This window comes from Streptomyces sp. NBC_00885 (assembly GCF_045207475.1).
Taxonomy (GTDB): Bacteria; Actinomycetota; Actinomycetes; order Streptomycetales; family Streptomycetaceae; genus Streptomyces.
The window spans coordinates 5602463-5625994 of the sequence record NZ_CP108796.1 but is presented as its reverse complement, the minus strand read 5'-3'; the positions used below and the strand labels follow the sequence as shown (position 1 = coordinate 5625994).

18 protein-coding genes and 1 pseudogene are annotated in these 23532 nt (G+C 69.5%); 9 read left to right on the top strand and 10 right to left on the bottom strand.

Going from position 1 to position 23532, the window contains the following annotated elements; translation table 11 throughout:
- Window positions 1-73 precede the first annotated feature (73 nt).
- From OHA61_RS25660 to OHA61_RS25635, 6 genes are all read right to left on the bottom strand, one after another.
- Complete coding sequence (locus tag OHA61_RS25660) at window positions 74-979, bottom strand: LysR family transcriptional regulator (protein ID WP_406305009.1); 906 nt, start codon at window positions 977-979, stop codon at window positions 74-76.
- A gap of 35 nt (window positions 980-1014) precedes the next feature.
- A complete protein-coding gene (locus OHA61_RS25655; RefSeq protein WP_406305008.1) occupies window positions 1015-1593 on the bottom strand; it encodes a dihydrofolate reductase family protein in 579 nt (192 codons plus the stop codon).
- A 97-nt stretch (window positions 1594-1690) separates the two neighbouring features.
- On the bottom strand, window positions 1691-2638 hold the full coding sequence (locus tag OHA61_RS25650) for a DMT family transporter (RefSeq protein WP_406305007.1): 948 nt from the start codon (window positions 2636-2638) through the stop codon (window positions 1691-1693).
- Window positions 2639-2895: 257 nt separating this feature from the next.
- Window positions 2896-3126 carry a hypothetical protein gene (locus OHA61_RS25645; RefSeq protein ID WP_324990851.1) on the bottom strand — a complete coding sequence of 77 codons (231 nt, stop codon included), beginning with the start codon at window positions 3124-3126 and terminating at the stop codon, window positions 2896-2898.
- Between the two features lie 23 nt (window positions 3127-3149).
- On the bottom strand, window positions 3150-5288 hold the full coding sequence (malQ, locus tag OHA61_RS25640) for a 4-alpha-glucanotransferase (protein WP_406305006.1): 2139 nt from the start codon (window positions 5286-5288) through the stop codon (window positions 3150-3152).
- Window positions 5289-5483: a hypothetical protein gene (locus tag OHA61_RS25635; RefSeq protein WP_266476309.1), complete on the bottom strand. Its 195-nt coding sequence runs from the start codon at window positions 5481-5483 to the stop codon at window positions 5289-5291. It lies immediately after the preceding gene.
- Between the two features lie 288 nt (window positions 5484-5771).
- Between OHA61_RS25635 and OHA61_RS25630 the strand changes: the two genes are divergently transcribed.
- Window positions 5772-8762, top strand: a complete 2991-nt coding sequence (locus tag OHA61_RS25630) for a beta-N-acetylglucosaminidase domain-containing protein (RefSeq protein ID WP_406305005.1) — start codon at window positions 5772-5774, stop codon at window positions 8760-8762.
- Between the two features lie 105 nt (window positions 8763-8867).
- Here the strand turns inward: OHA61_RS25630 and OHA61_RS25625 are convergent, their stop codons facing one another.
- Entirely contained in the window at window positions 8868-9404 is a 537-nt protein-coding gene (locus tag OHA61_RS25625; RefSeq protein ID WP_266476305.1) for an HNH endonuclease, read from the bottom strand.
- 248 nt (window positions 9405-9652) lie between these two features.
- Between OHA61_RS25625 and OHA61_RS25620 the strand changes: the two genes are divergently transcribed.
- The gene (locus tag OHA61_RS25620; RefSeq protein ID WP_406305004.1) at window positions 9653-10717 is read left to right on the top strand and encodes a mechanosensitive ion channel family protein; all 1065 of its coding nucleotides are present in this window, start codon (window positions 9653-9655) and stop codon (window positions 10715-10717) included.
- Window positions 10718-10884: 167 nt separating this feature from the next.
- Here OHA61_RS25620 and OHA61_RS25615 read toward each other — a convergent pair whose 3' ends face one another.
- The 3 genes and pseudogenes from OHA61_RS25615 to OHA61_RS25605 all read right to left on the bottom strand — a co-directional run bounded on the left by OHA61_RS25615 (window position 10885) and on the right by OHA61_RS25605 (window position 14416).
- Window positions 10885-12261: a VCBS repeat-containing protein gene (locus tag OHA61_RS25615; RefSeq protein ID WP_406305003.1), complete on the bottom strand. Its 1377-nt coding sequence runs from the start codon at window positions 12259-12261 to the stop codon at window positions 10885-10887.
- A gap of 4 nt (window positions 12262-12265) precedes the next feature.
- Window positions 12266-12446 (bottom strand): annotated as a pseudogene (locus OHA61_RS25610) (hypothetical protein); the annotation flags it as partial.
- Between the two features lie 101 nt (window positions 12447-12547).
- Window positions 12548-14416 carry a LamG domain-containing protein gene (locus OHA61_RS25605; protein ID WP_406305001.1) on the bottom strand — a complete coding sequence of 623 codons (1869 nt, stop codon included), beginning with the start codon at window positions 14414-14416 and terminating at the stop codon, window positions 12548-12550.
- 264 nt (window positions 14417-14680) lie between these two features.
- Between OHA61_RS25605 and OHA61_RS25600 the strand changes: the two genes are divergently transcribed.
- From OHA61_RS25600 to OHA61_RS25570, 7 genes are all read left to right on the top strand, one after another.
- Window positions 14681-15016: a hypothetical protein gene (locus OHA61_RS25600; protein WP_406305000.1), complete on the top strand. Its 336-nt coding sequence runs from the start codon at window positions 14681-14683 to the stop codon at window positions 15014-15016.
- 91 nt (window positions 15017-15107) lie between these two features.
- Window positions 15108-16868, top strand: a complete 1761-nt coding sequence (locus OHA61_RS25595; RefSeq protein WP_406304999.1) for a D-glucuronyl C5-epimerase family protein — start codon at window positions 15108-15110, stop codon at window positions 16866-16868.
- 157 nt (window positions 16869-17025) lie between these two features.
- Window positions 17026-18792 (top strand): D-glucuronyl C5-epimerase family protein, encoded by a 1767-nt coding sequence (locus OHA61_RS25590; protein ID WP_406304998.1) that lies wholly within the window; start codon window positions 17026-17028, stop codon window positions 18790-18792.
- 317 nt (window positions 18793-19109) lie between these two features.
- The gene (locus OHA61_RS25585; protein ID WP_324987325.1) at window positions 19110-20270 is read left to right on the top strand and encodes an ROK family transcriptional regulator; all 1161 of its coding nucleotides are present in this window, start codon (window positions 19110-19112) and stop codon (window positions 20268-20270) included.
- Between the two features lie 70 nt (window positions 20271-20340).
- Window positions 20341-21678 (top strand): ABC transporter substrate-binding protein, encoded by a 1338-nt coding sequence (locus OHA61_RS25580; RefSeq protein WP_406304997.1) that lies wholly within the window; start codon window positions 20341-20343, stop codon window positions 21676-21678.
- Between the two features lie 11 nt (window positions 21679-21689).
- On the top strand, window positions 21690-22631 hold the full coding sequence (locus tag OHA61_RS25575) for a carbohydrate ABC transporter permease (RefSeq protein WP_406304996.1): 942 nt from the start codon (window positions 21690-21692) through the stop codon (window positions 22629-22631).
- 5 nt (window positions 22632-22636) lie between these two features.
- Window positions 22637-23530: a carbohydrate ABC transporter permease gene (locus OHA61_RS25570; protein WP_406304994.1), complete on the top strand. Its 894-nt coding sequence runs from the start codon at window positions 22637-22639 to the stop codon at window positions 23528-23530.
- Window positions 23531-23532: the final 2 nt, after the last annotated feature.

Genomic DNA, 23532 nt, shown 5'->3' with positions numbered 1-23532 from the left:
GAGGAGGGCGGCAGGGGCTCTATCGATGTGCGGCTCCGCCGCGTGGGGCCCGCCGCAGGCCCACCGCCGCCCCTCACCGCCTCGCTGCAACCCCCCTCAGCGCCGCCACCACCCGCCCCACCCCCCGTCCTTCCTCCGCTCCCCTGCGAACCGCCGCCACCACATGCCGCCGCGGCTGGTCCGGGCTCAGGACGCGCATCACCACGCCCGCACGATCGCCCCGCTCGGCCGCCATGCGGGGGATCAGCGCGACGCCCATCCCCGCTTCCACCATCGCCAGGATCGCCGTCCAGCCCGCCGCCGAGTGCGCCTGTTCCGGCACGAAGCCCGCCGCCTCGCAGGCCGCGAACGTGATCTCCGACCACGGTCCGCTGCCTCCGAAGATCCACGGCTCGCCGGACAGGTCGGCGAGCCGCAGTCCGGCGGAGGACGCCAGCGGGTGCCCGGCCGGAAGGGCCACGTCCAGTGGGTCCGCCAGCAGCGGGAAGCGGCTGAACTTCGGGTCACGGGCCGTCGGCGCGTGCGCGGCAAGCGACAGCGCGACGTCCACGTCCCCCGACAGCAGCAGTTCGTACGCCTCCGCCGCCTCCGCCTCCCGCACCCGTACCTCCAGCGAGGGATGCGCCTGCCTCAGCTCCCGCACCGCGGGCACGACCAGCGCGGGCACGGCCGTCGAGAAGGCCCCCACCCGCACCTCCCCCGCCTCGCCCTGCAGGTAGCCGGTCAACTCCGCGTCCGCCCGCTCCAGTTGGGCGAAGACGGCCTCCGCTTGCCGCAGCACCAGATGTGCCGCGTCGGTGAGCCGCACCCGCCGCCCCTGCGCCTCAAGAAGCGGTACGCCGAGTTGCTTTGCCAGATTCGAGAGCTGCTGCGACACGGCCGAGGGGGTCATCATCAGCACCTCCGCCGTGGCCGTCACGGTCCCCCGCTCGCTCAGGGTGCGCAGGATCTGGAGCTTCTTGATGTCCCACTCGGTCATGGCCGCACGCTATCGGCCCGGCCCGGGCCCGTCGGCTACCGCTTCCGCGCGTACGTCGTGAAGATCAGCCCGTTGTCGAAGGCCCGGCTGCTCATCAGCTCGAGGTTCATCGCGCCGTACTTCTCCGAGAACATGGGGATCCCCGCGCCCAGCACCACCGGGTAGGTCTTCACATGCAGCTCGTCGATCTCGTCGCGCAACTGCCCGGCGAGATCGGCCCCGCCGCACAGGTAGATCCCGAGATCGCCGTCCTCGGCCTTGAGCTCGCGAATCTTGGCGACCATGTCGCCGGACACGATCTCGACGGCCGGGTCGGGTGACTCCTTGAGGCTGCGGGAGACGACGTACTGGCGCATGTGCGCGTACGGACTGGTGACATCGATCCGGAGCGCCGGCTCATAGGTGTTGCGCCCCATGACGACGGTGTCGAAGTGCACATTCGCCGCGTTCTCGATGCCGAGCATCGGACGGACATGGGTGGGAAGCGTCTCGGGATACTCCGCCGCGGCGTACGCCGTGAACTCCTCGCTGATGGGGTAGACGTCCCCGTCCCCGTCGGGCGCGGCGATGAAGCCGTCGATGGACACGGCGATGTAGTACACGAGCTTTCGCAAGCTGATCCTCATTCACTGGTTCTGGCGGCCGGGGCTCCGACCACGACGCCCATAGTGCTCCACCTGTAGTGGTTACGCAAGACCCTTTGCTGGAGCCTCACTTGACCCGGGCCCCCGACCCCAGCATCACCCCGCCGAGGATCAGCACCATGCACAGGATCTGCCTCGGGCCGGTCGACTCGCCGAGCAGGGCGAAGGAGAGCACAGCCACGCACACCGGCTGCAGGTAGTAGACGACTCCGGCCCGCGCCGCGCCGATCACCGCGATCGCCTTGTTCCAGGCGAAGGAGGCGAGCGCGGAGGAGAAGACTCCGACGTACACCAGCGGCCCGACCGTCCCGGCCGTCGGCGCGAAGCCGCCCTGGACGGCCAGACTGATCGCGAACACCGGCGTCAGCATCAGCGCGCCAAGCACGAACGTCATGAAGAGGAAGGCGCGTCCGCCGATCTCGGCGGGCCGTCGGCGCAGCAGTGCGCTGTACGAGGCGAAACTGAGCGTGGCCCCGAACATCCACAGATCACCCGCGGTGAAGTCCATCGCGAGGGATCCCTTGCCGACGAGCAGCAGAACTCCCGTGCAGGCGACGGCCATTCCCACCAGGCGCCGCGCTCCGAGCCGCTGCCCGCCGACGCGTTCACAGACGGCCATTAGGACGGGCGACGCAGCCATGATCATGCCCATGTTGCCGGCCGGGGTGGTGAGACCGGCCTGGTTGACGAGGGTGTTGTAGACGGTGACGCCGAGCAGTGAGGCGAGCGTGATGAATCCCAAGTGGCGCCGGATCAGCGCTCGTTGACGCCAGGCCTCCCGTAGCGCGAAGGGCGCGACGGCGATGATCGCGATGATCCAGCGCCAGAACGCTGCCTGCACGGGCGGGACGGAATCGTGGAGGGCACGAGAGGCGACGAAGCTCCCCGACCAGACGACCGTCGCGACGGCGGCGAGCAGTAGCCCGGCGCCGTGGCGAGGGCCGTCGCCTGAGCCCTGCCGCATCCGCCTCGCCGTGGTCGCCTCACTGCTGCGGATGCGGTCCAGGACTGCCATCGGTACCCCTTGCCCCTCTCCCCCGACCCGGGGCTCTCTCGCTGGTGCGATCTACCGTCGCAGCGAGGGAACGCTTAGGTCCATCGAAACTTTTCGACGATTACTTGAAGGAGAGCTGAAAGATCGGCGGGGCTGCAGGGCCGGACCTGCGACGCATTCGGGCGTCGGGGCAAGACGTCGGGGCATGACAAGGGCGCCCCGGGGGTGTGTTCACACCGCGGAGCGCCCGGGAAAGCCAGCTGAGGCCGAGAGGCCGGTCAGACCTGCTTCTTGGACTTGTCGAGCACCATCACCAGGCCCGCGATCAGCACAAAGAGCCCCAGCGGCGCGGCCACGAAAAGGCCCAGCGTCTCGGCCACACTCAGGCCCTGGCCCGGGTCGTCGCCGTCGTCGGGGGTCAGGGCGAGCGCGGGCGACGACATGAGCAGCATCATCAGCGTCGTACCGGCCGCGACGGCGCCGGCGCGCAAAGCGTTCTTCTTGTCCACGGTGCCAACGTAGCGAACGGCTGTCACGACCGCGCGTCCGGGGGTGCCGTACGAGGCTCGGGACGGGGTTCGGGCCTGGCTTCGGGGCGAGCTCCGGAATCCGGGCCGAAGATCTCCATCAGCGCGTGCAGCCGGGGCGAGGCCGCCAGCTCCTCCAGGCTGACGGGGCGCCCGTCGGCGTCCGCGACCGGCAGCCGCCAGTTCGGGTACTGGTCCCAGGTGCCCGGGAGGTTCTGCGGGCGGCGGTCGCCCACCGCGTCGGGCAGCCAGACGCCGACCATGCGGGCGGGCGTTCGCAGCAGGAAGCGGTACGCCGCGCGGATCTGCCCCTCCTCATCCCCCCTGCCCTCGGGCAGCAGGCCGAGACCGCCGAGCAGGTCCAGCCATTCGGCGACGTCCGCCGCGTCCTGTGTGCGCTCCTGGTCCAGAGGGCGGGTGAGCAGGCCGAGGCGGTGGCGCAGCGCCACATGCCCGCCGGTCAGCCGGGCGGCCGTGGACGGTAGATCGTGGGTGGTCGCCGTGGCCACGCAGTCCTCGCGCCACCGCTCGGGCGGCAGCGGTCGGCCCGTGCCCGCCCAGTCGCGCTCGAACCAGAGCACCGAGGTGCCCAGCACCCCGCGGCGGGTGAGGGCCTCGCGCACGCCGGGCTCGACCGTGCCGAGGTCCTCCCCGATGACACAGGCGCCGGCGCGGTGGGCCTCCAGGACGAGAAGCGCGAGCATCGCCTCGGCGTCGTAGCGGACATAGGTGCCGTCGGTGGGCGGGCTGCCCTCCGGGACCCACCAGAGGCGGAACAGGCCCATGACATGGTCGATGCGCAGCGCGCCCGCGTTACGGAGCAGGCCGCGCAGCAGTCCGCGGTACGGGGCGTAGCCGGACCCGGCCAGAACATCGGGCCGCCACGGGGGCAGACCCCAGTCCTGGCCGCGGGCGTTGAAGGCGTCCGGGGGCGCGCCGACCGACATGCCCGCCGCGAAGGCGTCCTGCTGCGCCCAGGCGTCCGCGCCACCGGGATGCACGCCGACGGCCAGGTCATGGACGATGCCGACGCCCATGCCCGCCTCGCACGCGGCCCGCCCCGCGGCGGCCAGCTGCCGGTCGGTCAGCCAGGCGAGCCTGCTGTGGAAGTCGACCCGGTCCATCAGTTCGTACCGTGCCCGGACCGTCTCCGGAGAGTGCGGGTCCCGCAGGGCGGCGGGCCAGCCGTGCCACTCGGGGCCGTGCACCTCGGCGAGGGCGCACCAAGTGGCGTGGTCTTCCAGTGCCCGCCCCTGCCCGGCCAGGAAGTCGCAGTAGTCGGCGCGGCGGCCGGGCCCGAGCGGCACGCGGTGCACGATCTCCAGGGCCTCGCGCTTGAGCGCCCAGACGGCGTCGCGGTCGATCAACGCGCCCTTCTGCAGCACCGATTCGCGCAGCCCGGCCCCCTTCTCGCACAGCTCGTCCAGCCGCCGCCGGTCGCGGGCGCCGACGTACGCGTACTCGGGGATGTCCTCGATCCGCAGATGGACGGGGTCGGGGAAGCGCCGCGAGGAGGGCCGGTAGGGAGAGGGGTCGGTGGGTGCGCCGGGAACGGCCGCGTGCAGCGGATTGACCTGGACGAAACCGGCCCCGAGCGACCGTCCGGACCAGGTCGCGAGCTCCGCCAGGTCCCCGAGGTCGCCCATGCCCCAGGAGCGGGCGGAGAGCAGGGAGTAGAGCTGCACGAGAAAGCCGTACGAGCGGCCGTCGGGCTGCGGCGCCCGGCCGGGCGCGACGACCAGGGTGGAGCGGGCGCTGCGACCGTCGGGGGCCCGGGCGTACAACTGGTGGACGCCGTAGGGGAGTTCCCTCCAGGTCTGCCCGGGCTCCGCCACCGGCTGCGGGGCGAGCTCGGCACCCTCCTCCGTCTCGACGCGCAGGGCCGTGCCCGCGGGGAGCCCGGTCAGGGGCGCCGGGACATCGCCCTCGGGCCAGAGCACGAGCGTCGGCGGCAGCAGCCGCTCCGCGGCGGCCGATTCGGCGCGGGCCAGGGCGTCCCGTACCGCCGAGGGGGTCGAGGCGTCGACGCCGAGGGCGGCGAGGACCGCGACGACCGTCGCATCGGGGACGGGGACGCATCGGCCCTCGGAGGGCGCGTAGGCGGTGGCGACTCCGTGCAGCGCGGCGAGCCGGGCAAGGCCCATTCAGACTCCTGGGGACTCCGTGCCGCCGGCCGTGCCAGGGGCTGTCGGCTCGCTGGTGAGGGGGGCGGCCTCGGCGAGCGGCGGCTCACTGGTCAGCGGTGCGGCGTCGGCGAGCGGGGGTTCGCTGGTCAGCGGGCCGGGGCCCGGGACCTGTTTGGACAGGGCAGAGAGCAGAAGGTGTGCGGATGCGGCCATGAGGTCACTCCAGACGGACGGTAGCGGGACACAGCAGCCCTACCCAGTGGGCGCGACGGCAGACGTACACGATCAGTCAACGTGTTCCGCGTCACATTCCGTTCCCGGCGCGGCAGTTGGATCAAACCGCCCATCGCGCCAGGCAAATGGTGCACAACGGCCACCTGCATTGACACCCTCTGTGTGGGGGTGGTGGGCTCGAAACCAACCGGAACGAGAACCGGAACAGCTTCGGAGCGACAACGGGAACGACGGCCGGAACGACAGGGGACACGAGGGGAGACGGGCGTGCGGCTCGCGCGCAGGAGGCGCACCGCGACAGCCGTCGCGGTCGCTGTCATCGGCAGCCTGCTCGGCGGCGCGCACAGCGCGGTCGCGGCTCCCGACAACCCCGGCTCCCCCGTCGGCACCGCCACGGACCCCGAAGGCGAGGCGGCGCTGCCCGCGGTCTGGCCGCGTCCGCAGACGATGCGCGCGGCGGGACCGTCCGTTCCGCTCGACAGCGACGCGACCGTCCTCGCAGACCCTGCCGCCGATCCGTACGCCGTTCAGCGGCTGAAGGAGCTGCTGCACGAGTCCGGCGTCAGGACCGTGCACAGCGAACTGCCCGGCCGCGGGCCCGTCGTGCGCATCGGCGGGAGCGGCGCGGAGGAGGCGCTGCGCGCCCTGCGGGCTCGCGAACGCGCCGATCTCCCCTCCGGCGGCTACCGGATCGCCGTGGGCCGGATCCAGAGCCGTGACACGATCGCGCTCGACGGGGTCGGCGACGACGGTCTCTTCCACGGCGTGCAGACGCTGCGTCAGCTGATCGTGCGGAAGACCGGCGCGGTCGCTGGCAGTGGGAGCGGTGCGAGCGTCGCCGGAGTGCTCGTACGCGACTGGCCGGGCACGGCCGTACGCGGCATGACGGAGGGTTTCTACGGTCAGCCGTGGAACCAGCAACAGCGGCTGGCGCAGCTGGACTTCATGGGGCGCACCAAGCAGAACCGCTATCTGTACGCGCCCGGCGACGACCCCTTCCGGCAGGCCCGCTGGCGCGATCCGTATCCCGCCGCCCAGCGCGCGCAGTTCCGGGAACTCGCCGAGCGTGCCCGGCAGAACCACGTCACGCTCGCCTGGGCCGTCGCGCCCGCGCAGGAGATGTGTCTGGCCGACGACGGCGACATCAAGGCGCTGACCCGCAAGATCGACGCGATGTGGGCACTGGGTGTACGCGCCTTCCAGCTGCAGTTCCAGGACGTCAGCTACAGCGAGTGGCACTGCGGCAGGGACGCGGACACCTTCGGTTCGGGACCGAAGGCGGCGGCCAGGGCGCAGGCGCGGGTCGCGGGCGCGGTCGCGGCGCATCTCGCGGACCGGTATCCGGGCGCGCAGCCGCTGTCCCTGATGCCGACGGAGTTCTACCAGGACGGAGCCACCGACTACCGGCGGGCCCTCGCCGGCAAGCTTGACGGCCGGGTACAGGTGGCGTGGACGGGCGTCGGCGTGGTGCCCCGCACCATCACCGGAAGCGAACTGGTCGGTGCCCGCGACGTGTTCAGGCACCCGGTCGTCACCATGGACAACTACCCGGTCAACGACTACGCGCAGGACCGGATATTCCTCGGCCCCTACACGGGCCGCGAGCCCGCCGTCGCGACCGGCTCCGCCGCGCTGCTCGCGAACGCGATGGAACAGGCGTCCGCCTCCCGCATCCCGCTGTTCACCGCCGCCGACTACGCCTGGAACCCGAAGGGCTATCGCCCCCAGGAGTCCTGGAAAGCCGCCATCAACGATCTCGCGGGCGGCGACACCAGGACCCGCGAGGCGCTGACCGCACTCGCCGGCAACCACTCCTCCTCGCTCCTCAGTCCCGCCGAGTCCGGCTATCTGCAGCCGCTGCTGAAGGACTTCTGGCACTCCCGCACGACGAGGGACGCGGCAGCCCGTGACCGGGCGGCTGCCGCGCTGCGGGCCGCGTTCACCGTGATGCGCGAGGCCCCGCAGCGCCTGAAGCAGTCGGCCGACGGGCGACTCGACGACGAAGTACGCCCGTGGCTCGATCAGCTGGGGCGCTACGGCCGCGCGGGCGAACTCTCCGTCGACATGCTCCAGGCGCAGGCGCGCGGCGACGGCGAGGCGGCCTGGCGGGCCTCGCTGGACCTCGAGCCGCTGCGCCCGGCACTGAAGACGAGCCGGGCGACGGTCGGCAAGGGTGTCCTGGGCCCCTTCCTGGACCGGGCCGCGAAGGAGTCGGCGGCCTGGACGGGCGCGGACCGTTTCAAGGAGACGGCCGGCGAGGACACGCTGTGGCTGGACCGGCCCCGCCCGGTCGTGGCCGTGACCGCGATGACCGAGCCGTCCGCGGGCGCGGGCGCGGGCGCGGGATCCGGCAGGCCGGGCGCGGGCGCGGTGTCCGGCAACCTGGAAGCACACGTTCCGGGCGAGGGCTGGCGCCCGCTCGGCCCGCTCTCGGCAAGCGGCTGGACCCAGGCGGACGCCAAAGGCCTGCGGGTGGACGGCGTACGGATCACATCGGCCGGTGCGCAGCCTGTCGCCGTACGGTCCGTGGTGCCCTGGTTCGCGGACGAGCCCCTCGCGGGCCTCGATCTCGTACGCGGCGAGGCGGACGCAGAGATCGGCGGCGGCCCGCAGCAGGCCGGGGTCCGGCTGACCGCGCGCCGCCCGGCCGAGGTGCGCGGCGCGCTCACCGCGAAGGCCCCGGCGGGCATCAAGGTGACGGTGCCGAAGGAGACGACGGTGCCGCGCGGGCCGGGGACGACCGTGCCGGTCGAGGTCACCGTCCCGGCGGGCACGCCGGCCGGGGAGTACGAGGTGCCGCTGTCCTTCGCGGGCGAGGAGCGCACCCTGACGGTGCGCGCCTACCCACGCACCGCGGGCCCCGACCTCGCACGCGCCGCGGGCTCCGTCGCGTCCTCGTCCGGCGACGAGACGGCCGACTTCCCGGCGGCCTCGGCGATCGACGGCGACCCGAAGACCCGCTGGTCCTCACCCCCCGAGGACGGCGCCTGGTGGCAGCTGGACCTGGGCCGCCCGGCGCGGGTCGGCCAGGTCGTCCTGCACTGGCAGGACGCGTACGCGACGAGGTATCGCATCCAGGTCTCGGCGGACGGCCGCACCTGGCGCACGGCGGCGACGGTGGGCGAGGGCAGGGGCGGGCGCGAGATGATCCGTACGGACAGCCGCGACACCCGCTTCGTCCGGGTCCAGGGCGATGCGCGGGCCACGCAGTACGGCTACTCACTGTGGTCGGTGGAGGCGTACGCAGTAGCGGAGTGAGGCCGACGGGGCTCGGCGCCGCGGGCCGTGGCTCAGGCTCTGGGCGGGCTCTGGGCGCGGGACCCGGAGGTCCAGCGCCCGTGCGCCAACAAAAAGGACCCGCTCTCAGGCAGAGATGCCGTCGATCCGGGCCATCGCGTCGTCCGCGCCGTACGGCTGCAGGTATGGCAGCCAGCGCGGGTCCCTATGCCCGGTCCCGATGATGCGCCACGCGAGCCCGCTCGGCGGGGCGGGGTGATGGCGCAGCCGCCACCCCAGCTCGCGCAGATGCCGGTCGGCCTTGACGTGGTTGCAGCGGCGGCAGGCCGCCACCACGTTGTCCCAGGCGTGCTGTCCGCCACGGCTGCGCGGAATGACATGGTCGACGCTGGTTGCGACGCCACCGCAGTACATGCAGCGCCCGCCGTCGCGGGCGAAGAGTGCTTTGCGGGTGAGAGGAACGGGCCCCCGGTAAGGGACCCGCACGAACCGCTTCAGCCGTACGACGCTGGGTGCGGCGATGACACGGGTCGCGCTGTGCATGAAGGCGCCGGATTCCTCGAGGCAGAGAGCCTTGTTCTCCAGGACGAGGATGAGCGCGCGGCGAAGCGGTACGACGCCGAGCGGCTCGTACGACGCGTTGAGGACCAGAACGTGCGGCACGGTGGATGCCTCCTTGTACGCCGGCGGCGCGTGGCTCGCGCCGGGACGATCTGCTCTTCAGTGTCTCCTCATGCCAGGTCCGAGCGCCACCACGTACAGGTAACGGGCTCGAGGTGTTTTGAACCACATGCCTTCGACCAGTTCATCCCCGGGTGAGCCTCGTCTCTCCCTCGAACACCGCAACGGAGCACACCGGATGCCCCGTTAGGGTGGTTGGTCTGCCACCGCAATGCCTGGAGGTTCCCCTCGTGTCCCTTTCCGTCCTACTGGCCGCCGGCCCCTCCACCGAGCCGCGCTCGCTCGACGAGGCCGCCAAGCAGGCGGGAGACGCCGCGGGCTACGTGGAACAGAACTGGTCCACGTGGCTGAACACCGGCCTGCGTATCGCCCTGATCGTGCTGGTCGCGCTGGTGATGCGGATGCTGCTGCGCCGCGCCCTGACCAAGCTGATCGAGCGGATGAACCGCTCCGCCCAGGCGGTGGAGGGCACGGCCCTCGGCGGCCTGCTGGTCAACGCCGAACGCCGCCGCCAGCGCTCCGAGGCCATCGGATCCGTACTCCGCTCGGTCTCCTCTTTTGTGATTCTCGGCACTGCGGGCCTGATGATCCTGGGCGCGTTCAAGATCGACCTGGCACCGCTGCTGGCATCGGCGGGTGTCGCGGGCGTCGCGATCGGCTTCGGCGCGCGCAACCTGGTCACCGACTTCCTCTCGGGAGTCTTCATGATCATGGAGGACCAGTACGGAGTCGGGGACAGCATCGACGCGGGCGTCGCCTCCGGCGAGGTGATCGAGGTGGGCCTGCGTGTCACCAAGCTGCGCGGTGACAACGGTGAGATCTGGTACGTCCGCAACGGCGAGATCAAGCGCATCGGCAACCTCAGCCAGGGCTGGGCGACGGCCTCGGTGGACGTCATGGTCCGCCCGACGGAGGACCTGGACCGCATCCGCTCGGTGATCAGCGAGGTCGCGGACGTACTGGCGAAGTCCGAGCCGTGGAACGAGCGCCTGTGGGGCCCGGTCGAGGTGCTGGGCCTGAACGAGGTCCTGCTCGACTCGATGACGGTCCGGGTCTCGGCGAAGACGATGCCGGGCAAGGCGCTCGGCGTGGAGCGCGAACTGCGCTGGCGCATCAAGCAGGCCTTCGACAGGGCGGGCATCCGCATCGTGGGCGGCCTCCCGCCGGTGGCGGAGGAAGCGGCGACGACGGACCCGACGGCGGGAATGGCGGCACCTTCGGCGTACGCGTCGACGACGTCACCGCAGTCGATGGCGGCGACGCCGATCGGGCCTCAGGCGAACATGTCGAAGTAGTACGCAGTACGGGAACGGGCGCTACGGCCGTTAAGGCCGGGCGCCCGTTTTGCTTGGCGCGGCTCGCGCCGCTACGGCGATTCACCGACCCCCGACCTGATCCGCAAATCGCCGGGCCGCAGCCCTCCACGCCCTGCCCCTTCACGCGGGCGGGGCGTGGCCGGGACTCACGACGGCTGGAAGCCGCCCACCTGGGGCATTTCCCCGGCCACTCCGAGCTTCCCGGCGGTCAGCTCTACGCTGCCCGTTCCGGTGGGGCCGGTGGAGCCGCCCGGCAGGACCCACACCGCGCCGCGGTAGCTGTCCTCGCCCTCCGCGCCGATGATCACATCAGGACGACCGTCGGCCCTGACGTCGCCGACCGCGAGCGTGAGACCGAACCCGTCGCCCGGTTCCGACACCCCGGGAACCGACGCGGTCTCCTGGGAGAGCTGGTACGAGCCGGCGCCGGGCGCGCCGGTCTTCGTACCGGGGATGATGACGACGACACCGGCACGCCCCTTGCCGTTCTGCGTCTGTCCGGGCGCGCCGACGACGATGTCGCCGACACCGTCCTTGTTCAGATCTGCGACAGCCAGGGCGGTGCCGAAACGGTTGTACTTCGCCGACGTGCCGACGACGCCGGCCGTGTCCTGGCTGATCCGCACCGGGGTTGCCGCCAGACCGCTCTCCCCGCCATACCAGACAGTGATCTGACCGCCCTTGTGGCCGTAGGTGCCACTGATCGGTTCGTCAGGGTCGCCAACAACGAGGTCGTTGTAGCCGTCGCCGTTGACATCCCCGGTGGCGGTGGTCGTGCCATCAATGGGCAGCGGGGTGCTGGGGCTTGTGGGCTCGACGTACACGAGGCCGCCGCTGTGGCCACCGACCCGGACGGAGGTGATGATCCGCGCCGCGCCCCCGTTGTCGCGCACCAGGTAATCGGTGACGCCGACCGAGGGCGTGTCCCGATTCAGCGATTTCGTGCTGACCGAGCCGTCGCGTGCGAAGGTGCCGCTGAATTCGATCGACCCGTCGTAGCCTCCGACCAGTACGCGCGCCCCACCGCTGCCGCGCACCGCGGCGACGTCCAGGCCGTACCGGCCGCCCCCGACCAACGTCACAGGCAGCGCGCTTGCTGCGGCCAAGCCGTTCTTGCCACCCCACAGGACGGTGACTCCGCCGGCGTTCACGACGCTGCCGAGGTCCTCGTCGGGCGCTCCGACGACCAGATCGCTGTAGCCGTCCTTGTCGAGGTCGGCGAACGCCGTCGAGGCACCGAAGAGGTCTTGTGCCTCAGCGGCGTCCGGCACACCAGCGGTGTTCTGTGTGATGACGGCCTTGCGCAGGGTGGACACCCCGGTCCTCGAACCGTAGAGGACAGCGACCGCCCCCGCTCCGTCCATGCCTCCCACCTTGGCCGTGGGCGCCGGGACGACCAGGTCCTGATAGCCGTCCCCGTTGAAATCCGCCGGCGCGGCAATGGGCTTCGCCACGGCGTCGGCAGGCATGGCGACCACCGAGCTCGCCGCAGCGGCACAGGCCACGGCAACGGCGGTCGCCAACCTGTTAGTTCCTGTCTTCCCCACCCTGTTCCCCTCCTGATGCACAGTGAGATATAGGAGCGTATGACTTCACCCGCAGGTGGCGGGTGCCAAGGAAGGCTTGGTGGATGTCGTCGCGTAGTCCCCCATCGGACGCGGAGGCGGCGGAATCCGTGAAGCCATGCGATGGTGCGCTCGACGACCCACCCAACACACCTCCGGCTAACCTGTCGAAGTTGCTCACGAGACCGAGACCGGGCACCTCCCTTACAGCAGGCGCCCGTTCTCATGTCCCCGTCCTCAGAGGTCAGCCGACCGATTCTGGCTCAAGCACGTGCCAAAGCCCGTCCGCCGACATCGCACCGCTCCAGATACGCAAGCGGTCCAGGCTGCCCGGGAGGTAGTGCTCGAGGCTGCCGCCGTCGACGCCGCGGCCGACGGCCAGTTCACCCGTACCCTGCGCCCGCGACGTGAGTCCCGCATGGGGGCCTCCCCCATGCGGGGTGCTTCCAATGAAGAGCCTGAGCCTGCCGGAAGTGTCCGGATCACCAGGGGTGGTCGCAGCCGCGTCGAAGATGCCGGTGACGTCGATCGGGGTGTCGAAGTCCCCCATCACGTCGTCGGCCTGGACCTCGACGCGCTCGGTCACGTTGCCGCCCTCGTCCACCGCGGTCCGCACAAAGCTCCATGCGGAGACGTCAGTGTCGAACTTGGTCAGTACGAGCGCCCAGGATGACTCGCCCGCGAGCTTCTGGCCGGCCACGATTCCGTGGTAACCGATCGGCTTGGCCGCCCACTCCGCACCGTCCACACGCACCCTCGCCGACACCGTGAACGAACCGGTCTCGTCCACCGCCGGTCCCTGCGCCGCCGCGAACCCCTGCACTCCGTCGAGGGCAAGCGTGCTCGTCCCCGCCTCGTCCGCCCGGAGCTTTGCCCCCTCTGCCGACAGAGCGAGGGCGGGTCGGCCGTAGCCGCTGACGTCCTTGATCTCACTCCCAATGGCGGGCCCGGCGTTCCACTCCGCCACGAGCGCGGTCGCGGGCCCGCCCTCAGTCTCGAGTTGCGACACCTCGCGAACATCCACTGGCCTGAGCGCCCTCTGCCAGACGGCTGCTTCGTCGACATAACCGTGGAAGTAGTCCTGGTAGCTGCCATCAGCCCTGGTCCGGCCGATTTGAAGCCCCTTGGTGGACGACCATGGCTCGTACGCCGCGGCTTGGGCGGAGAGATTCACCGGCTGGCCCTGAGGACGGCCGTTGATGAACAACTGGACAGTGTCGTTTGTCTTGTCCGCGTCCCTCTTGGTGTCGAACACCCCTGCCAGATGCGTCCAGACACCGACCGGCGGGCTCGTCGCATCACCGTAGGAGACGACCTCCGTCGTGCCGTCGGCGTCTCGAGCGCCACGGCCAAAGGCCCACTTCTTCTGCTCGGCGGAGTAGCGCAGGCTGAATGCGGCATCGCGCGCCCCTGGAGCCGAGAGCACGACCTGATCGGACCTCGTACCGGAGAGATACGCCCAGGCTGAGACGGTGAACGACCCCTTGGTATCGACCGGCGGCTCGGCCGTCGCCGCGTACGCCTTCCCCTTGTCCGGGTTGGTGCTGTTCAGGCTGAGCGAATAGTCACCCTTGCCGCGCCGCGCCCGGTCCGACCATGTCGCGCCGCCCTTGAGCGTCGCGTCATGGCGCTCAGTGCCCTCGGTGGCAGTGTCCTTCGTGGTGGTCACCGCCGGGTCCGTGGGCCGGTCGGCGAACTGCCACTGCCCGACCGCGCCCGACGCCGGCTTCACCTTGAACGTGAACTCCGCGGGATTGCCCCACCGCCCGCCCCAGTCCTTGGCCTGCACTTCCAGAACCTGAATTCCATCATTAGCAGGCACCGCTGCATAGGGCGCCGGCTCGGCCCCGCTGACCACTGTGGCTCCGAAATCGGTCAGCAACCTCACGCGGTAGCCCGTGACATCGGTGCTCCCCGTCGCGGCATCGATGTCGGCCACGTTGGGCCGGAACGTGAACATCCCAGCCAGCCCGGGCTCGCCCTGCCCGACGCACTCCGTCGCGCATTCGGTGTAGGGGCCGTTGCTGGTGATCCGCGGCGCCAGGGGCACCGGGTCATCCTCCACGCCGAAGGCCGGGGTCGAGAGCACCCCCGCCACCAGTACGGCACCCACCAGCGCGCTCCATGGGCGAGCGCGTCTCCATCTGCCTGCAGGCATGACTGATCCCCTCCAAGGGCCTCCCCAGACCCTTCCTCGAACGGACGACCGCATGAAGTCCGTCGGCGAACCTTAGCCCCAGGCCGCAGGCTTGATCGACAAATTAGTACGGAATCGCTTCGGCCTCGTCAGGGGTGGCCCGGACCGAGCCACCCTTCGGACGATCACGGCCCGGACGGCGCGCCGTGTCGGGTTCGGGCAGTCGGCCGCGACGACGCCATGATCTGGTACGACTACGCCGACGGCAGCGACAAGGTCTCCACCCTTCTCTCCACCACGGTGAACGGCAAGAACCAGTTCGGCTCCCCCTTCGTGACCCTCGCCAGCGCTGCCGGCAATTGGGACATCAAGCGCAGCCAGCTGGTGATCGGTGACTACAACGGTGACGGCCGCGACGACATCGGCGCGATGCACCACCTGTCCGACGGGTCCGTGAAGACGTGGACCTGGACCGCCAGGCCCGACGCCATGTTCAACGGCGGGCTGGCCGGCTATGCCGCCCTGTCCACTCAGTGGGCCTACGCCTCCACCAGATTCTTCAAGCCCTACAACTAACACCAACCCGACCTGGTCCCGGCAGCCGAAAGGCTGCCGGGACCAGGCGCGTCCACCCACGCCTTGTGCTACCCCTGGGGGTTCTTCAGTCATGACTGCAAAGAGACATGCCGACATCGGCCGCAGACGCTTCATACGTGCGGCCGGAGGCACGATCGCCGGTGCTGCCGTGGCGGGTGGAGGGGCCATCCCCGCAATGGCCGTCGAAACGTTCGCCCCGGCCGGGCTCGGCCCGTACCCGGGCATGCCGCACTCACTTGTCCTCAGCCTGCCCACGATGCCGGGCGGCACAGACGTGCCATTGCCGCCTCTGCCGGATCAGCTTGCCGAGGGCACGATCAGCCGCCCGAGTGCCCGGATGCAGATTCCGTACGCCGATGAGCCGGTGAACCCGCAGGCCGTCGAGGACTCCGTGCCGACAACCCTGCCCTTCGAGTTCAAGACGTCACAGTTCACGATGGCCACCGATCTGCCGGAAGCCATGCGGCCCTGGCGAGACCGTCCCACGACCTGGGGCAACGTCAGTCCGGACTCAGAGCACACCTACCTCGACGCACAGGGCGCCATCATGTACCGGCCGAGCCGGACCGAAGCGGGTTACAACCAGCCAGTGACTCAATGCCAGTTCGGGCTCGGCTGCATCACCAGCTACCGCACCGAGAAGGACGCCACCCGCAAGGCGCTCTTCCTCGAACGTGCGAAGGCTCAGGCTCAGCGCCTGATCGACAAGCGGGTGGAGTCCCGGGGTGCCTGGTACTTCCCGTACCCCTTCAACTTCGCGCACGCCGCGCACAGCGGCATCGCGTACAAGGCTCCCTGGTACTCCGGCATGGCACAGGGCGAGGCGATCAGCCTCTTCACCCAGCTCTCCCAGCTCGACGGGATCAGCGAGGCGGAGCGCACGCTCTACAAGGCCGCCGCCGACGGCGCCTTCGCCTCGCTCCTGCGGGCCGACGACGGGACGCCATGGGCGGTGAACAAGGACAGCGACGGGTACCTGTGGATCCAGGAGTACCCGATCGACGCCCCGGGCACCTCGGACTACACCTACAACGGCATGGTCTTCGCCATGTTCGGGCTCTGGGACTACTTCCAGGCGACCGGAAACCCGCTGGCCGAGCAGCTGTACGACGGTTCGCTCACCACGATCCGCGATCACTTCCCGCGACTGCGCAACACCCGCTGGTACTCGTTCTACTGCGACACCCACCGGATACAGGCGCCGACCTACCACCAGCACCACATCAACCTGCTCCGCCAGCTCCACTGGCAGACCGGAAGCCCCACCATCGCCAACCGGCACGACTTGCTGATCGACGACTTCCCGCCGCCCGTCCCGGCGTCTCTGGTGATCGCTTTTGCCGAGGGCACGCACACGCTCTATCAGTTCGACACCCTCGGCGAGACCCAGAACTACGGGTGGTCAGCGGCCAAGGACGACACACAACTGGGCGTGCAGGAGGTGACGTTCACGAGGGCCACCCAGGCGCCGGCCAATGTGCGCCGCCGCATCAAGGGGCGTGGGGTCTACTACCGGATCAACGCAGGTGCGTACGCGGGCTGGTGGGTCGGCGAGTACTTCCCGAAGGTCTTCCTCCGCGGCGAATACTGCACCGTCATCTACCGCCCCAACCGGACCGCGACCTTCCCGGCAAATGCCGAGATCACCTGTTACAAGTTCGGCAGCGATGGTTCCGTGGGCACCAGCACGACGGTCGCCTTCACCAAAAACTCGAACGCTCCCTTCGACCGACGGGCCTTTGTCAACGGACGGCCGATGGTCCAGATCACCGCCGGCGGGCTGACCGGATATTGGGCGCCTTGTGCGGACATCACCCTCGATGGACAGTGACCTCCACCTGCCGGCCAGGCGGCCCGGTGCTGTGCACTACTGATCCCTGCCGAACGAGTGCGTCCCGATCTGAACATGCGCGTTACAGCTTTCACACGAATCACATAAGATCCCTTCACTTACTGACGCGTGTTCACCCGTGGGGGGTTCTTCAGTCATGGCTGGAAAGAGACGTGCCGACATCGGCCGCAGACGTTTCATACGTGTGGCCGGAGGCACCGTCGCCGGTGCTGCCGTGGCGGGTGGGGGGACGTTCACCGCCATGGCCACCGGGGTGTTCGACACCCCCACGCCCGACCCCTTCGGCGGGATGCCGAGGTCGCTCGCACTGAGCCTTCCCGCGACGCCCGGCGGGACCGAGCCGCCGCCGCTGCCGCCCCTGCCGGATCAGATGGCCGAGGGCACCATCTCCAAGCCGGGTGCGCGGACGCTGATCCCGTACGCCGATGAGCCCGTGAACCCGCAGGTGGTCGAGGACTCCGTACCGACCGTCCTGCCCTTCGAGTTCAAGACGGCCGGCTACAAGTGTGTGACCGATCTGCCCGAGGCGCTGCGCCCGTGGCGGGACCGGCCGACGTCGTGGGCCAATGTCACGCCCAACACCGAGCACACCTTCCTCGACGCCCAGGGCGTCATCCAGTACCGGCCGAGCTGGACCGCGGCCGGGTACGACCAGCCCGTCACCCAGATGCAGTTCGGTCTGGGCTGCATATCCAGCTACCGCACCGAGAAGGACGCCACCCGCAAGGCGCTCTTCCTCAAGCGCGCGAAGGCTCAGGCTCAGCGCCTGATCGACAAGCGGGTGGAGTCCCGGGGTGCCTGGTACTTCCCGTACCCCTTCAACTTCGCGCACGCCGCGCACAGCGGCATCGCGTACAAGGCTCCCTGGTACTCCGGCATGGCACAGGGCGAGGCGATCAGCCTCTTCACCCAGCTCTCCCAGCTCGACGGGATCACCGAGACGGAGCGCACGCTCTACAAGGCCGCCGCCGACGGCGCCTTCGCCTCGATGCTGCGCGCCGACGACGCCAAGCCATGGGCGGTGAACAAGGACAGCGACGGGTACCTGTGGATCCAGGAGTACCCGATCGACGCCCCGGGCACCTCGGACTACACCTACAACGGCATGGTCTTCGCCATGTTCGGGCTCTGGGACTACTTCCAGGCGACCGGAAACCCGCTGGCCGAGCAGCTGTACGACGGTTCGCTCACCACGATCCGCGATCACTTCCCGCGGCTGCGCAACACCCGCTGGTTCTCGTTCTACTGCGACACCCACCGGATACCCGCGCCGACCTACCACCAGCACCACATCAACCTGCTCCGCCAGCTCCACTGGCAGACCGGAAGCCCCACCATCGCCAACCGGCACGACCTGCTGATCGACGACTTCCCCGCGTACATCCTGCGCGCGGGGTCCGTCGCGGCCTTCGCCGCAGGCACCCACACCCTCTACAAGCTCGACACCCTCGGCGCCGACGACAACTACGGATGGTCCTCCTCCAAGGGCGACAAGCAGCTGGCCATCAAGAAGGTGACCTTCGCCAAGGCCACCCAGGCGCCCGTCAATGTGCGCCGCCGCATCATGGGCCGCGGTATCTACTACCGGATCAACGCCGGTACGTACGCGGGCTGGTGGGTCGGTGAGGCCTACCCGAAGGTCTTCCTGCGCGGTGAGTACGTCTCCACCACCTACCGTCCGCAGCGCACGGCGACCTTCCCCGCAAACGTGGAGGTCACCTGCGTCAAGTTCGGCGCCGACGGGATCACCGGCACCACCAAGAAGGTGAAGTTCGCCAGTGCGTCCAACGCGCCCTTCGACCGCAGGGCCATCGTGAACGGCAGGCCCATGGTCCGGATCACCGCCGGCGGGCTCACCGGGTACTGGGCGCCCACCGCTCAAGTGCTCACCGACGGCCGCTGACGCCGCTCAGCAAGGCGAACGGGCCCCTGCCATCCGGCAGGGGCCCGTCCTCATGTCCGCGTCAGTGAACCCGGTTCCTGTACCTGGCCCCGCGGGCCGCCCACGTAACGCTTTGGTTGCCCAGGCCGCCCCGACCATTGACTCTCGCCTGACATGCGGCTTACCTTCCTCCCAACTGAATAGGAAACTTTCCTAACAGTCCAGCTGAGGACATCCGCAGCCGAAGGGCAGGTGCATCCGTCGTGGCCGGAACCACACCCGGGGGTACACCCGGTACCCCCGGAACCACACCCGGTACTCCGCGCGTACTGCGCGCCATGAACGACCGGGCCGCGCTCGATCTGCTGCTGGAGCACGGGCCGCTGTCGCGCACCAAGATAGGGAAGCTGACCGGCCTCTCCAAGCCCACCGCCTCGCAGCTGCTCGCGCGGCTCGAATCCGCCGGGCTCGTCGTCGCCACCGGGACCACCGAGGGGCGGCCGGGGCCCAATGCGCAGTTGTACGCCGTCAACGCGCGCGCCGCGTTCGCCGCCGGGCTCGATGTGACCCCGCAGCGCATTCACGCCGCCGTCGCCGATGTCACCGGCGCCACCGTCGGGGAGTTCGAGCTGCCGACCCCGGGGCGGCGCGCCGAGAGTGTCGTACGGCAGGTCACCGAGGCGCTCGACGGGGCCGTGAAGGCCGCCGGGGTGACCCGGTCCGATGTGCACCGGCTCGTCATCGGTACGCCCGGTGCCTTCGATCCGTCCACCGGGCGGCTGCGGTACGCCTCCCACCTGCCCGGCTGGCACGCCCCCACCCTCCTCGACGAGCTGGCCGCGGTGCTGCCCATGCCCGTCGAGTACGAGAACGACGTCAACCTGGTCGCGGTCGCCGAGCAGCGCCTGGGCGCGGCGCACGGGCACGAGAACTTCGTACTGCTGTGGAACCAGGAGGGCCTGGGCGCCGCCGTCGTGATCGGCGGGCGCCTCCATCGTGGCTTCACCGGCGGCGCCGGGGAGGTCGGTTTCCTGCCCGTGCCCGGCACCCCGCTGGTGCGGCAGGTGACCAAGGCCAACAGCGGCGGCTTCCAGGAGCTGGCCGGCGCCCAGGCGCTGCCCCGGCTGGCACGCGAGTTCGGGGTCGAGGGCGTCGGTCACGGACCGCATGCCGAGGTCGCCGCCTCTCTCGTCGCCCGGGCCGCGGAGGCCGACTCGGGGCCGTACCGCAAGCTGCTCGACGCCTACGCGACCGGTCTCGCCACCGGTCTGGCTTCCATGGTCGCCGTGCTCGACCCCGAACTCGTCGTCCTGTCCGGCGATGTGATCGCCGCCGGCGGGGAGCCGCTGCGCGAACGCGTGCAGGCGGAGCTCATCGAACTGGCCGCCCCCCGGCCGCGTCTCGTCCTCGGTTCCGTACGAGAACACCCCGTCCTGCGCGGTGCGTTGGAGAGCGCTCTGGCCACCACGCGCGACGAAGTCTTCGACACCTCCCGCTGATCCAGCTGCCCTGCCCGAAACAGCCGAAAGACCCGCCACAGCCCCCGACCCGTCACAGGGAGACTCCGCCATGTCCACACGCACCCGGAAGACGGCCGCCGCGCTCGCCGCGACCGCCGCGATATCCCTGTTCGCCTCGGCTTGTACGGGCTCGAGCGACGCCGCGGCCAACGATGATCCGAACGCCAGGACGACCATCACCTTCTGGCACGGCTGGAGCGCCCCCAGCGAGGTCAAGGCCATCCAGGAGAACGTCTCCCGCTTCGAGAAGGCGCACAGCAACATCAAGGTCAAGATCGTCGGCAATATGACCGACGACAAGATCAACCAGGCGCTGCGGGCGGGCGGTTCGAACGCCCCGGATGTGGTCTCCTCCTTCACCACCGACAGCGTGGGCAAGTTCTGCACTTCCGGTGCCTTCGTCGACCTCAAGCCCTTCCTGGCGAAGTCGAAGATCGACCCGGCGAAGGTCTTCCACAAGCCGCTGCTCGACTACACGCAGTTCGCGGGCAACCAGTGCTCGCTGCCGCTGCTCAACGACGCGTACGGCCTCTACTACAACAAGGACGCCTTCAGGGCCGCCGGGATCACCGCCCCGCCGAAGACCTGGAGCGAGTTCGAGAAGGTCGCCGAGAAGCTGACCAAGACCAAGGGCGACAGCTACGAGCAGCTCGGTTTCATGCCGAATTACCACGGCTACGAGACGACCCCCATGCACTACGCCTCGCAGTGGGGCCCCACCTACTTCGACGCGGACGGCAAGTCCAACATCGCCAAGGACCCGGCGTTCTCGAAGATGCTGACCTTCCAGAAGGGCCTGGTCGACAAACTGGGCGGCTTCACCAAGCTGGAGAAGTACCGCAACACCTTCGGTGACGAGTGGGGCGCCAAGCACCCCTTCCAGACCGGTCAGGTCGCCATGCAGCTGGACGGCGAGTGGCGGCTGGGCATGGCCAAGGACGCGAAGGTGAAGTTCGAGATCGGCACCGCGCCGCTGCCGGTCGCGGACGAGCAGGTCGCCGACTACGGCAAGGGCTACCTGTCCGGCACGATCATGGGCATCGCCTCCACCAGCAAGAAGCAGAACGCCGCGTGGGAGCTGGTGAAGTACATGACCACGGACACCGAGGCGGTGGTGGCGTTCGCCAACGGCATCCACAACGTGCCCTCGACGATCGAGGCGCTCAAGTCGCCGAACCTGAGCATCGACCCGGACTTCAAGACCTTCATCGACATCGCGCAGCACCCGAAGTCCAACACCACGCCGGCCAACGTCGACGGCGGCGCGTACCAGGTGACCTTCCAGGACTTCGGTTACCAGTACGAGTCCGGAAAGGCGAGCGACCTGAAGGCCGGTCTGGAAAAGACGGCCAAGCAGATCGACACCGACATCGCCAAGCAGAAGTAGCAGAGAAGACAGTGACTACGCACACGTTGCGGACGAAGCGCCGACGCTCGGCGCTTCGTACCGCGGCCTTCATGTCACCGTGGCTGATCGGCTTCAGCGTCTTCTTCGCCTACCCGCTGATCTCGACCGTCTACTTCTCCTTCATGAAGTACGACGGCTTCCGGCCCCCCGTCTTCAACGGCCTGGACAACTGGACGTACGTCTTCAGCGAGTACCCCATGTTCTGGCCCGCCCTGCGCAACACGCTGTGGCTGGTGCTCGTGATGGTCACCTGCCGCGTCCTGTTCGGCCTCGGCGTCGGACTGCTCATCACCAAGATCAAGACGGGCGCCGGGGTCTTCAGGACCCTGTTCTATCTGCCGTATCTGGCCCCGCCGGTCGCGGCGACGCTCGCCTTCGTCTTCCTGCTCAACCCGGGTACGGGACCGGTCAATTCGATCCTCGACTCGATCGGGCTGCCGACGCCGGGCTGGTTCACCGACCCCAGCTGGTCCAAGCCCGCGCTCACCGCGCTCGCGCTGTGGGGCATCGGTGATCTGATGGTGATCTTCATGGCAGCGCTGCTCGATGTGCCGAAGGAGCAGTACGAGGCGGCGGAGCTGGACGGCGCCTCGGCCTGGCAGCGCTTCCGCTTCGTCACCCTGCCGAACATCTCGCCGATCGTGATGTTCGCCGTGGTCACGGGCGTGATCCAGACGATGCAGTACTACACACAGCCGCTGGTGGCCGGAAAGGTCGCCTCCGGAATCATCGGCGGCAGCGGGCAGCAGTTCGAGCCCGGTTACCCCGAGAAGTCGACCCTGACGCTGCCGCAGCTCGTCTACAACGTCGGCTTCCAGCGCTTCGACTACGGTGCCGCGGCCGTCATCGCGCTCGTCCTGTTCGTGCTCTCCATGGTCTTCACCGCGTTCCTGATGCGCAGGCGCGGCGGCCTCGTCCAGGTGGGTGACTGACCATCATGACCCAGATCCTCGACAAGCCCGTCCGGGCGGCAAGCATCGTCGGCGAGGCGGAGCGGACCGCACGCCGCAAGACGCTGCTGCACTGGATCGCGGTGCACTCCCTGGGTGTCGCGGCCGCGCTCTTCTTCGTGCTGCCGTTCGTCTTCGTCGTCCTCACCTCGCTGATGAGCGACCAGCAGGCACTCACCCGCGACCTCGTTCCCCAGACCTGGGAGTGGGGCAACTACAGCCGGGTGCTGGACACTCCGGGCTTTGTGACCTGGTGGCGCAACACGCTGCTGTACGCGGGGCTCGGCACCGTTCTCACAGTGGTGTCCTCGATCCCGGTCGCGTACGCCCTCGCCAAATTCCGCTTCCGCGGCCAGCGGCTCGCGCTGATGCTCGTCATCTCGATGATGATGCTGCCGCCCCAGGTGGTCATCATCCCGATGTACCTGTTCTGGGCGAAGCAACTCGACCTGGCGGGGACGCTGTGGCCGCTGATCATCCCGATGGCGTTCGGCGACGCGTTCTCGATCTTCCTGCTGCGCCAGTTCCTGCTCACCATCCCCAATGAGTATCTGGACGCGGCGAAGGTCGACGGCTGCAGCGAGCTGCGCACCCTGCTCAAGGTGGTGCTGCCGATGGCCAGGCCGGGCATCGCCGCCGTAGCGCTCTTTCAGTTCTTCTACGCCTGGAACGACTACTTCGGCCCGCAGATCTATGCCTCGGAGAACCCGGCTGCCTGGACGCTGAGTTACGGCCTGGAGTCGTTCAAGGGCGCGCACCACACGGACTGGAATCTGACCATGGCCGCGACCGTCCTGGTCATGGCCCCCGTGATCCTCGTCTTCTTCTTTGCCCAGAAGGCATTCGTCGAGGGCGTCACACTGACCGGAGTGAAGGGCTAGAA

What these genes read in the sequence shown, in the direction of transcription:
- OHA61_RS25580 (WP_406304997.1), top strand. Translation starts at nt 20,341, where the DNA reads ATGTCCACACGCACCCGGAAGACGGCCGCCGCGCTCGCCGCGACCGCC.
- OHA61_RS25660 (WP_406305009.1), bottom strand. Translation starts at nt 979, where the DNA reads ATGACCGAGTGGGACATCAAGAAGCTCCAGATCCTGCGCACCCTGAGC.
- OHA61_RS25585 (WP_324987325.1), top strand. Translation starts at nt 19,110, where the DNA reads ATGAACGACCGGGCCGCGCTCGATCTGCTGCTGGAGCACGGGCCGCTG.
- OHA61_RS25650 (WP_406305007.1), bottom strand. Translation starts at nt 2,638, where the DNA reads ATGGCAGTCCTGGACCGCATCCGCAGCAGTGAGGCGACCACGGCGAGG.
- malQ (WP_406305006.1), bottom strand. Translation starts at nt 5,288, where the DNA reads ATGGGCCTTGCCCGGCTCGCCGCGCTGCACGGAGTCGCCACCGCCTAC.
- OHA61_RS25570 (WP_406304994.1), top strand. Translation starts at nt 22,637, where the DNA reads ATGACCCAGATCCTCGACAAGCCCGTCCGGGCGGCAAGCATCGTCGGC.
- OHA61_RS25635 (WP_266476309.1), bottom strand. Translation starts at nt 5,483, where the DNA reads ATGGCCGCATCCGCACACCTTCTGCTCTCTGCCCTGTCCAAACAGGTC.
- OHA61_RS25595 (WP_406304999.1), top strand. Translation starts at nt 15,108, where the DNA reads ATGACTGCAAAGAGACATGCCGACATCGGCCGCAGACGCTTCATACGT.
- OHA61_RS25600 (WP_406305000.1), top strand. Translation starts at nt 14,681, where the DNA reads ATGATCTGGTACGACTACGCCGACGGCAGCGACAAGGTCTCCACCCTT.
- OHA61_RS25590 (WP_406304998.1), top strand. Translation starts at nt 17,026, where the DNA reads ATGGCTGGAAAGAGACGTGCCGACATCGGCCGCAGACGTTTCATACGT.